The sequence below is a fragment of the Kitasatospora sp. NPDC004745 genome (assembly GCF_042873275.1).
Lineage (GTDB): Bacteria > Actinomycetota > Actinomycetes > Streptomycetales > Streptomycetaceae > Kitasatospora.
The window spans coordinates 70,907-84,774 of record NZ_JBIALK010000012.1 but is presented as its reverse complement, the minus strand read 5'-3'; the positions used below and the strand labels follow the sequence as shown (position 1 = coordinate 84,774).

Genomic DNA, 13,868 nt, shown 5'->3' with positions numbered 1-13,868 from the left:
CGGATTTCGGCGGCGCGGCGGCGACGGCACGCGAGCGGGGCTCAGGTGTCACGCCTTCGTGTGGGTGGCCGTTGGGCTGTTCTCCGTACGCGGTGGTGCAGAGAACTCCGGGGGCGCGGGGGTTCAACTCGCGCCCCCGGAGGGTCTGGTGGTGCGGTGCGGGCCGGGTGCGGCGGATCGTTACTTCGAGCGCCTGGTCCCGCTCAGGCGCGGGGGCTGCCGGAGCTGGAACCAGTAGAAGCCGTGGCCGGCCAGGGTGAGCAGGTAGGGCCACTCGCCGATCGAGGGGAAGCGCACCCCGCCGATCAGTTCGACCGGGTACCGTCCGCCGTACTGCCGCAGGTCCAGTTCGGTCGGTTGCGCGAACCGCGAGAAGTTGTTCACGCACATGACCAGGTCCCCCTCGTGCTCGCGCACGAAGGCGAGCACGGCGGGGTTGCTGGAGGGCAGTTCGGTGTAGGTGCCGAGGCCGAACGCCGGGTTGAGCTTGCGGATCTCGATCATGCGACGCGTCCAGTGCAGCAGCGAACTCGAACTGCTCTGCTGCGCTTCGACGTTGGTCACCTGGTAGCCGTACACCGGGTCCATGATGGGCGGCAGACTGAGCCTGCCCGGGTCGGCGGAGGAGAAACCCGCGTTGCGGTCCGGGGTCCACTGCATCGGCGTGCGCACGCCGTCCCGGTCGCCCAGCCAGATGTTGTCGCCCATGCCGATCTCGTCCCCGTAGTAGAGCACCGGCGAGCCGGGGAGGGAGAGCAGCAGGGCGGTGAACAGCTCGATCTGGTTGCGGTCGTTCTCCAGCAGCGGGGCGAGCCGGCGGCGGATGCCCACGTTGGCGCGCATCCGCGGGTCCTTGGCGTACTCCGCGTACATGTAGTCGCGCTCCTCGTCGGTGACCATCTCCAGGGTCAGCTCGTCGTGGTTGCGCAGGAAGATGCCCCACTGGCAGCCGTTGGGGATCTGCGGGGTCTTGGCGAGGATCTCCGAGACCGGGTAGCGCGACTCCCGCCGCACCGCCATGAAGATCCGCGGCATCACCGGGAAGTGGAACGCCATGTGGCACTCGTCGCCGCCCGCGGTGAAGTCGCCGAAGTAGTCGACGACGTCCTCGGGCCACTGGTTGGCCTCGGCGAGCAGCACGGTGTCGGGGTAGTCGGCGTCGATCTCCTTGCGGACCCGCTTGAGGAACTCGTGGGTCTCCGGGAGGTTCTCGCAGTTGGTGCCCTCGCGGGCGAAGAGGTACGGCACCGCGTCCAGCCGGAAGCCGTCGATGCCGAGGTCCAGCCAGAACCGCAGCCCGGCGATCATCTCGTCCTGGACCCGGGGGTTGTCGTAGTTGAGGTCCGGTTGGTGGGAGAAGAAGCGGTGCCAGAAGTACTGCTTGCGGACGGGGTCGTAGGTCCAGTTGGAGGTCTCGGTGTCGACGAAGATGATCCGGGCGTCCGGGTACTGCTTGTCGTCGTCGGCCCACATGTAGAAGTCGCCGTACGGGCCGTCCGGGTCCGCCCGGGAGGCCTGGAACCACGGGTGCTGGTCGCTGGTGTGGTTCATCACGAAGTCGATGATCACGCGCATGCCGCGGGCGTGCGCGGCGTCGACGAACTCCATGAAGTCGGCGATGTCGCCGAACTCCGGCAGCACCGACTTGTAGTCGGCCACGTCGTACCCGCCGTCGCGCAGCGGCGAGGCGAAGAACGGCGGGAGCCAGAGGCAGTCGACCCCGAGCCACTGCAGGTAGTCGAGCTTGGCCGTGAGCCCCTTGAGGTCCCCGACCCCGTCGCCGTTGCTGTCCTGGAAGGACCGCACCAGCACCTCGTAGAAGACCGCACGCTTGAACCACTCCGGGTCCAGGTTCTTCTTCGAGGTCTCCGGGAAGGTGTCGGGGACGGGCTCGTTCACTGTCACGCTGGGTTCCTCCGAACCGTGAGGAGGTGAGCCGGCTCGGCTGAGGGATCGAGCCGGACGTAGTTGTGCCGGCCCCAGGTGTAGACGGCGCCGGTGAGCTCGTCGTGCACCGCGAACGGGCCGTCGCCGTCGAGCGTGACGGTGGCCTCCTGCACGTGGTGCGGGTCGAGGTTGACCACGGTGATGACCTGGTCGGTGATGCCCTCGGGGGTGGTCGCGGTCTTGGAGTAGGCGAGCACCTGGTCGTTGTCGGTGGGGTGGAAGCGCAGGTCGCGCAGCTGCTGCAGGGCGGGGTGGCGCCGGCGCAGCCGGTTCAGCACGGTGAGCAGCGGGGCGAGGGAGTCGCCGCGGGTCCAGTCGCGCGGGCGCAGCTCGTACTTCTCCGAGTGCAGGTACTCCTCCGACCCGGGGTGGGCCGGCTCGTTCTCGAACAGCTCGTAGCCGGCGTAGACGCCGTAGCTGGGGGCGAGGGTGGCGGCGAGCACGGCGCGGACGGCGAAGGCGGCCCGGCCGCCGTGCTGCAGGTAGCCGTGCAGGATGTCCGGGGTGTTGGCGAAGAAGTTGGGCCGCATGTAGGCGGCGGCGTCACCGGTGAGTTCGGTGAGGTAGTCGGTGAGTTCCGGTTTGGTGGTGCGCCAGGTGAAGTACGTGTACGACTGGTGGAATCCGATCTTCGCCAGGGTGTGCATCATCGCGGGGCGGGTGAAGGCCTCGGCCAGGAAGACGACGTCCGGGTCGGTGCGGGCGATGTCGCCGAGCACCTTCTCCCAGAACACGACCGGTTTGGTGTGCGGGTTGTCGACGCGGAAGATCCGGACGCCGTGGGACATCCAGAACCGGAGGAGGCGGACGGTTTCCTTGACGATTCCGTCCATGTCCTGGTCGAAGTTGATCGGATAGATGTCCTGGTACTTCTTCGGCGGGTTCTCGGCGTACGCGATGGTGCCGTCCGAGCGGTGGCTGAACCATTCCGGGTGCTTGTTCACCCACGGGTGGTCGGGGGAGCACTGCAGGGCGAAGTCCAGCGCCACCTCCAGGTGCAGCGCGCGGGCCTCGGCGACGAAGTGGTCGAAGTCCTCGATGGTGCCGAGGTCCGGGTGGACGGCGTCGTGGCCGCCCTCCGGGGAGCCGATCGCCCAGGGCGAGCCGACGTCGTGCGGACCGGCCGTCAGGGTGTTGTCGGGGCCCTTGCGGAAGGCTCGTCCGATCGGGTGGACCGGGGGCAGGTAGACCACGTCGAAGTCCATCGCGGCGACGGCCGGCAGCCGCTCCGCGGCGGTGCGCAGGGTGCCCGAGCGCGGCGGCTCGACCCCGTTCGGGTCCACCACCGCCCCCTCCGAGCGGGGGAAGAACTCGTACCAGGAGCCGAACAGGGCGCGTTCGCGGTCCACCTGGAGCGGCAGCGGGCGGGAGGCGCTGAGCAGCTCGCGCAGCGGGTGGCGGGCCAGCAGGTCCAGCACCTCGGGGGCGAGCGCGGCGGCCAGCCGGGACAGCGGCGGCAGGCCCGGGTCGCGCAGCGCGTCGGCGGCGGCCAGCACGTGCGCGCGGCCCTCCTTCTTCGGCACCCCGGCCGCGGCCTGCTCCATCAGCCGGGCGCCGTCCTCCAGGACCAGCGCGGTGTCGATGCCGGCGGGCAGCTTCACCGCCGCGGTCTTCCGCCAGGTCGCGATCGGGTCGCTCCATGCCTCGACCAGGTACGACCAGCGGCCGGGCGCGGTCGGCGTGACGTGGGCGCCCCAGCGGTCGGTGCCCTCGGCGAGCTCGCGCATCGGTGTCCAGGGGCCGCTGCGGCCGCGCGGGTCGCGCAGCACCACGTTGGCGTTGACGGCGTCGTGGCCCTCGCGGAACACGGTGGCGGTGACCAGGAAGGTCTCGCCGACGACGGCCTTGGCCGGGCGGCGGCCGGAGTCGACGAGGGGGCTGACGTCCAGGACGGGGATGCGGCCGATCACGGTGTCGCTCTCTGTCGTCTTGCGGGCGGCTGGCTTGCGGGCGGGTGCCTTGCGCGGCGCGGCCTCGGCCTTGCGCGGCACAGCCTCGGCCTTCGGGGTGGCGGCCTTCGGGGTGACGGCCGCCGTGGCGGCGGGCTCCGCCGCGCTCCTCGCGGTGGCGGCGGTGCGGCGCGTCGTGGTGGTGCGCCTGCGCGGAGCCGCCGTCCGGCCGTCCTCGGCCCCGGGTTGTCGGGCCGCGTCGGCCGGCTCGGTCCGGACCGCCCCGGCCCGGGGCGCCGGCATCGCCGGGTCTGTCCGAGTGTCAGAATCCGTCCGTCCGGCGGATTCCGCGACCGCTGCGTCGATGGTTTCGGCCACCGGTGTGGACTGGTCCCGCGTGTCGCCGTGCATGCCAAACTCCTGCCCGAGATCGGCGGCAACTCCCGCGGGCCGGGCTGGGCCAGGGGAGTACCGGAGGACTGCTGGGTGGGGAGGACGTGCGACCGGAAGCCTGCCCGCGCCGCCGTCCCCGGCAACCGCCCGGCGCCCGCCGAGCCCGCGGCGGGAGGCCCCGGAGCCCGCGCGCGTCCCGGCGCACGCCTCCAGGGGCACGCCCCTGGGCGACCCGGTCCACCCGTGAACGAGCAGCCCGAGCACGAGGACACGCGTCGGTGCGCGGTGAGCGCCGAACGGGCTAAGAGGGAAGGGGAACGATCAACGCGAAAAGGATTCGGACGTGCTGCTTCGAGGGGGACGCCACCCGTCGCCGTACTCCCCGCAGCAGCTACGACCCTGGGTCATCCTCGCACCGGCGACAAGACTTTTGCAGCGGTACGACAGTAGTTTCGGGCTTTGTCCTGAGTGGATGCGCCATCGGAAATGGACCTGTTCCGCAGTGTTCACGCATTGGTAGCGCGGACCCCCGGAATGTGCGCCTCGCGCGCCCCCTGTGCAGACCAATGCGCCGAATGCGATCTCATCAATAGCCCGAACGGATGCCCAATAGGCCACTTGACGCACTGCCGCGACGGCCGTCACGGCTACGCTTCACGCCGTGAAGGCAATCCGCAGATTCACCGTCCGCACCGTCCTGCCCGAACAACTCCAGCCGCTGCACGAGCTGGCCCTCAACCTGCGCTGGTCCTGGCACCCCGAGACCAGGGACCTCTTCCGGTCCGTGGACCCGGAGGTCTGGGCCGCGACCGGCGAGGACCCGGTGCGGCTGCTCGGGGAGGTCCCGGCCGCCAGGCTCGCCGCGCTCGCCGCCGACCGGCGCTTCCTGCGCAGACTCGGCGACCTCGCCGAGGACCTGCGCGAGTACCTCACCGGCCCGCGCTGGTACCAGGCCCAACAGGAGGCCGGCCCCACCCCGCCGCCCGCCGCGATCGCCTACTTCTCGCCCGAGTACGGCATCGCCGCCGCGCTGCCCCAGTACTCCGGCGGGCTCGGCATCCTGGCCGGGGACCACCTCAAGGCCGCCAGCGACCTCGGCGTCCCGATCATCGGCGTCGGACTGTTCTACCGGCACGGCTACTTCCGGCAGTCCCTCAACCGGGACGGCTGGCAGCAGGAGCGCTACCCGCTGCTCGACCCGGACGAACTCGCGGTCAGCCTGCTCCGGGAGGCCGACGGCACGCCCGCCCGGGTCGACCTCGCCCTGCCCGGCGGCCGCACCCTGGCCGCGCACGTCTGGAAGGCCCAGGTCGGGCGCGTCCCGCTGCTGCTCCTCGACTCCGACATCGAGGCCAACTCGCCCGCCGAACGCGACGTCACCGACCGCCTCTACGGCGGCGGCAGTGAGCACCGGCTGCTCCAGGAGATGCTCCTCGGCATCGGCGGCGTCCGCGCCGTCCGCACCTACTGCCGGCTCACCGGGCACCCCGCCCCCGAGGTCTTCCACACCAACGAGGGCCACGCCGGATTCCTCGGCGTCGAACGGATCCGCGAGCTGGTCGCCGCCGGCCCGGCCGCCCCCGAGGGCGCCGGCCTCGACTTCGCCGCCGCCCTGGAGTCCGTCCGGGCCGGCACCCTCTTCACCACCCACACGCCCGTCCCGGCGGGCATCGACCGCTTCGACCGCGAGCTCGTCGCCCGGCACTTCAGCGGCGACGCCGCGCTCCCCGGCGTCCCGGTCGACCCGGTGCTCGCGCTCGGCGCCGAGACCTGGCGCGGCGGGGACCCGAAGCTCTTCAACATGGCCGCCATGGGCCTGCGGCTCGCCCAGCGCGCCAACGGGGTCTCCACCCTGCACGGCGAGGTCAGCCGCTCCATGTTCAACGGACTCTGGCCCGGCTTCGACGCCGCCGAGGTGCCGATCACCTCGGTCACCAACGGCGTCCACGCCGCCACCTGGATCGACCCGGCGGTCGTCCGGCTCGGCGCGGCCGAGATCGGCGCCGAGCGCGCCGAGGACGCCATGACCACCGGCGACGCCAAGCGCTGGACGGGCCTGGAGCGGATCGGCAACACCGAGATCTGGGACCTGCGCCGCAGCCTGCGGGCCCAGCTCGTCGAGGAGGCCCGCCGCCGGCTGCGCGCCTCCTGGCGCCAGCGCGGCGCCGGCGAGGCCGAGCTCGGCTGGGTCTCCTCGGTGCTCGACCCCGACGTGCTCACCATCGGCTTCGCCCGCCGGGTGCCCTCCTACAAGCGGCTCACCCTGATGCTGCGCGACCCGGACCGGCTGCGGGCGCTGCTGCTGCACCCCACCCGGCCGGTTCAGATCGTGGTCGCCGGCAAGGCCCACCCGGCCGACGACGGCGGCAAGCGGCTCATCCAGCAGATGGTGGCCTTCGCCGACGACCCGGCCGTCCGGCACCGGATCGTCTTCCTGCCGGACTACGACATGGCGATGGCGAGGCTCCTCTACCCGGGCTGCGACGTCTGGCTGAACAACCCGCTGCGCCCGCTGGAGGCCTGCGGCACCTCCGGGATGAAGGCCGCGCTGAACGGCTGCCTCAACCTGTCCGTCCTGGACGGCTGGTGGGACGAGTGGTACGACGGCCAGAACGGCTGGGCGATCCCGACCGCCGACGAGACCGGCGGCGTGCTCGACCCGGACAGCGGCGAGGCCGAGCGGCGCGACGACATCGAGGCCGCCGCGCTGTACGACCTGATCGAGGAGCAGGTCGCCGGCCGCTTCTACGACCGCGGCGCGGACGGGCTGCCGCACCGCTGGATCGCGATGGTCCGGCACACCCTGGTGACCCTCGGGCCCAAGGTGCTGGCCGGGCGGATGGTCCGCGAGTACGTCGACCGGCTGTACACCCCGGCGGCGCTGGCCCAGCGGGAGCTGGCGGGCTCGGCCCACCGCGGCGCCCAGGAACTGGCCGCCTGGAAGGCCAGGGTCCGCGAGGCCTGGCCGGCCGTGCGGGTCGAGCACGTCGAGGCGGACTGCCCGGACGAGGCGCAGGAGCTCGGCAGCTCGCTGGCGCTGCGGGTGCAGGTCGCGCTCGGGGCGCTCGCGCCGGGCGACGTCGAGGTGCAGGCGGTCTCCGGGCGGGTCGACGAGTCGGACGGCATCTCGGACGCCTGCGTGCTCGCCCTCAAGCCGGTCGGCGGGCCCGACCTGGACGGGCGGACCCGCTACGAGGGCTCGCTGGAGCTCTGCCGGACCGGCCCGTTCGGCTACACCGTCCGGGTGCTGCCGACCCACCCCCGGCTCGCCTCCCCGGCCGAGCCGGGACTGGTCGCGCTGCCCGCCGAGTCGGTGGGCATGGACGCGGGCGTGCTGCGCTAGCGAGCCGCCCGAGGGCGTGCCCCGGCGCCGCGGACGCGCACGGGGCACGCCCCCGGTGCGTCCGGCGGCACCGGGCACACCTCAGACGAGGCTGTCCCGCCAGGCCCGGTGGAGGGCGGCGAAGCGGCCGGATCCGTCGACCAGCTCCTGCGGGGAGCCGTCCTCGACGATCCGGCCCTGGTCCATCACCAGGACGCGGTCGGCGATCTCCACCGTGGAGAGCCGGTGCGCGATGATCACGGCCGTCCGCCCGGCCAGCACCGTGCGCATGGCCCGCTGGACGGCCTGCTCGCCGGGGACGTCCAGCGAGCTGGTCGCCTCGTCGAGGATCAGCACGGCGGGATCGGCGAGCAGGGCGCGGGCGAAGGCGACGAGCTGGCGCTGGCCGGCGGAGATCCGGCCGCCGCGCTTGCGCACGTCGGTGTCGAAGCCGTCCGGGAGCGCGGCGACGAACTCGTGCGCGCCGATGTCCCGGGCGGCCTGCTCGACCTCCTCGCGGGTCGCGCCGGGGCGGCCGATCGCGATGTTCTCGGCGACGGTGCCGGAGAACAGGAAGGACTCCTGGGTCACCATCACCACCCCGCGCCGCAGCTCGGGGGTGGCGAGGTCGCGCAGGTCGACGCCGTCCAGCCGGATCCGGCCGTCCGTCGGGTCGTAGAAGCGGGCCAGCAGCTTGGCGACCGTCGACTTGCCGGCGCCCGTCGCGCCGACCACCGCCACCGTCTGTCCGGCCGGGATCAGCAGGTCGAAGGGCGGCAGCACCTCCTTGCCGGTGCGGTAGGCGAAGCGGGCCCGCTCGAAGCGGACCTCGCGGCCCTTGCCGGCGGCCGGCGGCAGGTCGGCGGGCTCGGCGGGCTCGGCCACCGTCGGCTCGTGGGCGAGCAGACCGGCGATCTTCTCCAGCGCGGCGGCGGCCGACTGGTAGCTGTTCAGGAACATCGCCAGCTGGTCGATCGGGTCGTAGAGCCGGCGCAGGTAGAGCACGAAGGCGGTGAGCACGCCCAGCTCCAGCGTGCCGTCGGTGACCAGGTAGGCGCCGAGCAGCACCATGCCGGCGGTCCACACGTTGGCGGTGGCGCGGGAGAGGCCGACGTACCGGGCGATCTCCAGCAGGCCGTCCGCGGTCGCGGTGGCGGAGCGCTCGTTGACCACGGCGAAGGCCGCGTCGTTCGCCCGCTCGCGGCGGAAGGCCTGCACCGGGCGGATGCCGTTCATGGTCTCGGTGAAGCGGACGATCAGCGAGGCCGCCGAGGTGCGCGAGCGGCGGTAGACCCGGCGGGAGCGGCGGCGGAAGGACCGGGCGATCAGGGCCAGCGGCAGGATCGACACCAGGGACACCAGACCGAGGCGCCAGTCCAGCACCAGCAGCAGCACCGAGATGTAGCAGAGCGACAGGAAGACGGTCAGCAGCTCCTGCAGGCCCTCCGAGAGCAGCTCCCGCAGCGCGTCCACGTCGCTGGTGGCGCGCGAGATGATCCGGCCCGAGGTGTAGCGCTCGTGGAAGTCCAGGCTGAGCCGCTGGGCGTGCCGGAAGATCCGGCCGCGCAGCTCCAGCAGGATGTCCTGGTTGACCCGGGCGCTGATCTTGATGAACGCCCACTGCAGCAGCGGGCTGAGCAGCGCGCAGCCCAGGTAGGCGCAGACCACCGCGACCAGCGGCCCGGCGTCGTGGCCGCGCAGCGCCGGGATGCCGCGGTCCATCGCGACGGCGACCAGCAGCGGGCCGGACTGCAGGGCGGCCTGCTGGACCAGGATCACCACCATCGCGACGGCGATCCGGGCCCGGTGCGGGCCCAGCAGCGAGCGCAGCAGTGCCCCCGGCGCGCCGGGCGGGACGGGGATGTCCTCCTCGTCGGCCGGGGGAGGCGGCAGCTCCTCCTCCGCGACCGGCGCGGGCTCGACGGTGGTGGTCATCGGGCAGGCCCCTTCTCCAGCACGAGGGGGCCGTCCGGCAGGAGGGCGGCCTCGCCCGACATCAGTTCGCGGTAGTGCGCGCAGTCGCGCAGCAGGTCCTGGTGGGTGCCGACGGCCTCGATCCGGCCGTCGGCGAGCACCGCGACCCGGTCGGCGAGCAGCACGGTGCTCGGGCGGTGGGCGACCACCAGGGCGGTGGTGGAGCCGAGGACCTCGCGCAGCGCCCGCTCGACCAGCGCCTCGGTGTGCACGTCGAGCGCGGAGAGCGGGTCGTCCAGCACCAGGAAGGCCGGGTCGCCGACCACGGCGCGGGCCAGCGCCAGCCGCTGGCGCTGCCCGCCGGACAGGCTCAGGCCCTGCTCGCCGACCTCGGTGTCCACCCCGGCCGGGAGCTTGTCGACGAAGCCGGCCTGGGCGGTGGACAGGGCGGAGCGCAGCCGTTCCTCGCCGGCGCCGGGAGCGCCCATCAGGACGTTCTCCCGGACGGTGGCGGAGAACAGGGTGGGCTCCTCGAAGGCGACGGCGACCAGCTCGCGCAGCCGCTCCCGGGACAGCTCGCGGATGTCCCGGCCGTCCAGGGTGATGGTGCCGCCGGTGGCCTCGTAGAGGCGGGGGAGCAGTGCGGTGAGCGTGGTCTTGCCGCTGCCGGTGGCGCCGACCAGGGCCATCGTCTCGCCGCTGCGGACGTGCAGGTCGATGCCGGCCAGCAGGTCGGGGGTGTCGTCCGGGGCGTCGGGGTAGCGGAAGCGGACGCCGCTGAACCGGATGCCGTCGGCGGTGGGGCCGGAGCCCTGTCCGGAGGTCGGGCCGGGGCCGTCGGCGGTGTGGCGGTCGGCGTCCTCGGGCTCGTCCAGCACCTCGAAGAAGCGGTCGGTGGCGGTGGCGGCCTCGTTGGCGTAGGCGAGCAGCCAGCCGAGCGACTCGACCGGCCAGCGCAGCGCGAGCGCGGTGGAGAGGAAGGCGACCAGGGTGCCGGCGCTCAGCTCGTCGTGGGCGACCAGGTAGGCGCCGGCGGCGAGGGCGCAGCCGAGGGCGAGCTCCGGCAGGCCGACGATGACCGCCCACAGGTTGGCCAGCAGCCCCGCCTTGCGCAGCTCGGTGCGGCGCAGCTCGTGGGACTGCGCGCGGAAGCGCTCGGCCATCGAGCGGTGCCGGCCGAAGGCCTTGAGGATGCGGATGCCGAGGACGGACTCCTCGACGACGGTGGCGAGGTCGCCGTTCTGGTCCTGGGCGAGCCGGGAGGCGCCGGAGTAGCCGTGCTCGAAGCGCCGGGTCAGCAGGAACAGCGGGACGGCGGGCAGCAGGGTGATCAGGGCCAGGCGCCAGTCCTGGGTGAACATCACCGCCGTGCCGGCCAGGAACATCACCGAGTTGACGATCAGGAAGACCAGCGGGAAGGCCAGGAACAGCCGCATGGTGTACATGTCGGCGGTGGCCCGGGAGAGCAGCTGGCCGGATCCCCACCGGTCGTGGAAGGAGATCGGCAGCCGCTGGAGCTTGGCGAAGAGGTCGCCGCGCATGGCCGTCTCCAACCCGGCCAGCGGGCGGGCCAGGACCACCCTGCGGGTGTAGAACAGCGCGGCCTCGACCAGGCCGAGGAGCAGCAGCAGGCCGACCAGGGGCCAGAGCCCGGCGAGGTCGTGGTGGGCGAGCGGTCCGTCGACGATCCGGCCGAGGACCAGCGGGACGGCGAGGACGCTCAGCATGGCCAGCACGGCGGAGCCCACCGAGAAGGCCAACCGGCGCCGCACGGCCCGCGCGTAGGGCCACAGGCGCAGCAGGGAACGGACCGTGGAGCGGCGGCGCCCGGTCGTGGTGTCGTCGTCTTGTCTGTTCTCGGCCATCGTCGTGAGGGTAGGACGAGGCGGCGTCATTTCTCATCCGGTTTTTCACCCCTGTCAGGGCGGTGCGGCGAGAACCGGCCACCCGTGCCCGCGGGCACGGGGCGCCGGACGCCGACGACCGGCGCTACGCGTGCGGGGCGGGGGCGCGCAGCAGGTGCAGCGAGCGCCCGCCCAGCACCACCGCGCCCCGCGGGAACGGCTCGCCGGAGCCCGCGGCGGCCGTGTCGACCACCGTCTCGTACGCCTCCTCCGGGGCGGCCCAGGGCTCCCCGGGCAGCGTGAACACCACCGGTTCGTGGCCGGCGTTGAGCAGCAGCAGGAAGCTGTCGTCCCGGGCCGGGCACCCGGTGCCGTCCCGCTCCGACATCGCGGCGCCGGACAGCAGCATGCCCAGGCAGGCCGTCGGGGAGAACCAGTCGGCCTCGGTCATCTCCTTGCCGAGCGGGGTGAACCAGGCGAGGTCGGGCTGGCCGCCCGGGGCGGTGGCCCGGCCGGAGAAGAACGCCCGCTGCCGCAGGACGGGGTGGGCCCGGCGGAGCCGGATCAGCCGGGCCGTCAGCCCGCACAGCTCCCGCCAGCCGGGATCGGCGTCCTCGGCGAGCAGCGACCAGTCCAGCCAGCTCGTCGGGTTGTCCTGGCAGTAGGCGTTGTTGTTGCCGCCCTGGGTGCGGCCCAGCTCGTCCCCCGCCGTGATCATCGGGACGCCGGTGGAGAGCAGCAGGGTGGCCATCAGGTTGCGCAACTGGCGCAGCCGCAGGGCGTTGACCTCGGGATCGGTGGTCTCGCCCTCGGCGCCGTGGTTCCAGGAGCGGTTGTCGTCGGTGCCGTCCCGGTTGGCCTCGCCGTTGGCCTCGTTGTGCTTGCGGTCGTAGCTGACCAGGTCCCGCAGGGTGAAGCCGTCGTGCGCGGTCACGTAGTTGACGGAGGCGTACGGGCGGCGCCCGCCGCGCTGGTAGAGGTCGGAGGAGCCGGACAGCCGGTAGCCCAGCTCGCGCACGTCCGGGCGGGCGCCGCGCCAGAAGTCCCGGACGGTGTCCCGGTACTTGTCGTTCCACTCGGCCCACAGCGGCGGGAAACCGCCGACCTGGTACCCGCCCGGGCCGACGTCCCACGGCTCGGCGATCAGCTTCACCCGGCTGAGCAACGGGTCCTGGGAGACGGCGGCGAGGAACGGGTGGTCCATGTCCACCCCGTCGGTGCCGCGGACGAGGGCCGCCGCCAGGTCGAAGCGGAAGCCGTCCACGCCCATCTCGGTGACCCAGTACCGCAGCGAGTCGGTGACCAGCCGGACCACCTGCGGTCGGCGGGTGTCCAGGGTGTTGCCGCAGCCGGTGTAGTCGGCGTAGCCGCGCGGCCGGTGCGGGGCCGTCCGGTAGTAGGCGGCGTTGTCGATGCCGCGCAGCGAGAGCGTCGGGCCGAGCTCGGCGCCCTCGGCGGTGTGGTTGAACACCACGTCGAGGATCACCTCGATCCCGGCGGCGTGCAGCGCGCGCACCATCCGCTTGAACTCGCCGACCTGGCCGCCGCGCGAGCCCGAGGCGGAGTAGCCGGCGTGCGGGGCGAAGTAGCCGACCGTGTTGTAACCCCAGTAGTTGACCAGGCCGCGGGACTGCAGGTGGTCCTCGCTGGCGAACTGGTGCACCGGCAGCAGCTCGACGGCCGTCACGCCGAGTCCGGTCAGGTGGGCGATCGCGGCGGGGTGGGCCAGGCCCGCGTAGGTGCCGCGCAGCTGCGGCGGGACGTCGGGGTGGCGCATGGTGAAGCCGCGCACGTGCAGCTCGTAGAGCACCGTCTCGGCCCAGGGCGTCTTGGGGCGGTGGTCGTCGTACCAGTCGTCGTCGTCGTGGACGACCACGGATCTGGGCACGTAGCGGGCCGAGTCGCGGTTGTCCCGGACGGTGTCGGCGACGTCCCGCTCGGGCCAGTTGCGCACCGCCGCGCAGACCGCGTCGTGACTGGTGTAACAGCCGTCGACGGCGCGGGCGTACGGGTCGAGCAGCAGCTTGGCCGGGTTCCAGCGGGCGCCCGTCCACGGGTCCCACCGGCCGTGCACGCGGAAGCCGTACCGGGCGCCGGGGAGCACGCCGGGCAGGAAGCCGTGCCAGATCTGGAAGTCCTGCTCGGCCAGGCGGTGGCGGCTCTCCCGGCCCTCCTCGTCGAACAGGCAGAGGTCGACCGCCTCGGCGCCGGCCGCCCAGAGCGCGAAGTTGGTGCCGCGGCGGCCGAGGTGGTCGGTGCGGTGGCGGGCGCCGAGCGGCTGCCAGCTGCCGGGCCACGGTGGTTCGGCGGCGACCCCGCCGGACGGCCGCGCACCGGCTTCCAGCTCCTGCCCTGACGCCATGGCCGTACCCTCCCTGGCGGGGTGTCCCGGACCCCGTGCACTTCCTCTTTCCCGGATTGCGCTGATCGGAAGCAGCTGAACGGCGGCTTACCGGCGGATGGCGGTCGGGATGCGCGTGTCCGCCCGGTGGCGCCCTCGGTGGTCCGGCTGTCGGGCCTGCGGGCTTGTGGGCCTGCGGGCGCCCGGGTGCCGCGGCC

6 protein-coding genes are annotated in these 13,868 nt (G+C 73.1%); 1 reads left to right on the top strand and 5 read right to left on the bottom strand.

Going from position 1 to position 13,868, the window contains the following annotated elements; all coding sequences use genetic code 11:
- Positions 1-180: 180 nt before the first annotated feature.
- Both treS and ACFYUY_RS20550 read right to left on the bottom strand, forming a co-directional pair.
- Positions 181-1,905 carry a maltose alpha-D-glucosyltransferase gene (gene treS, locus ACFYUY_RS20555; RefSeq protein WP_360204719.1) on the bottom strand — a complete coding sequence of 575 codons (1,725 nt, stop codon included), beginning with the start codon at positions 1,903-1,905 and terminating at the stop codon, positions 181-183.
- On the bottom strand, positions 1,902-3,857 hold the full coding sequence (locus ACFYUY_RS20550) for an alpha-1,4-glucan--maltose-1-phosphate maltosyltransferase (protein ID WP_360204868.1): 1,956 nt from the start codon (positions 3,855-3,857) through the stop codon (positions 1,902-1,904). Before ACFYUY_RS20550 ends, treS begins: the two co-directional genes overlap by 4 nt.
- Before the next feature lie 1,033 nt (positions 3,858-4,890).
- On the opposite strand from ACFYUY_RS20550, the gene glgP reads away from it, so the two are divergent.
- Positions 4,891-7,572, top strand: coding sequence for an alpha-glucan family phosphorylase (gene glgP, locus ACFYUY_RS20545; RefSeq protein ID WP_360204721.1), 2,682 nt, complete (start codon positions 4,891-4,893; stop codon positions 7,570-7,572).
- 81 nt (positions 7,573-7,653) lie between these two features.
- Here glgP and ACFYUY_RS20540 read toward each other — a convergent pair whose 3' ends face one another.
- From ACFYUY_RS20540 to glgX, 3 genes are all read right to left on the bottom strand, one after another.
- Positions 7,654-9,486: an ABC transporter ATP-binding protein gene (locus ACFYUY_RS20540; RefSeq protein ID WP_387902215.1), complete on the bottom strand. Its 1,833-nt coding sequence runs from the start codon at positions 9,484-9,486 to the stop codon at positions 7,654-7,656.
- Positions 9,483-11,330 carry an ABC transporter ATP-binding protein gene (locus tag ACFYUY_RS20535; RefSeq protein ID WP_387902213.1) on the bottom strand — a complete coding sequence of 616 codons (1,848 nt, stop codon included), beginning with the start codon at positions 11,328-11,330 and terminating at the stop codon, positions 9,483-9,485. Before ACFYUY_RS20535 ends, ACFYUY_RS20540 begins: the two co-directional genes overlap by 4 nt.
- A gap of 124 nt (positions 11,331-11,454) precedes the next feature.
- Complete coding sequence (glgX, locus tag ACFYUY_RS20530; RefSeq protein ID WP_387902210.1) at positions 11,455-13,671, bottom strand: glycogen debranching protein GlgX; 2,217 nt, start codon at positions 13,669-13,671, stop codon at positions 11,455-11,457.
- Between the last annotated feature and the right edge of the window lie 197 nt (positions 13,672-13,868).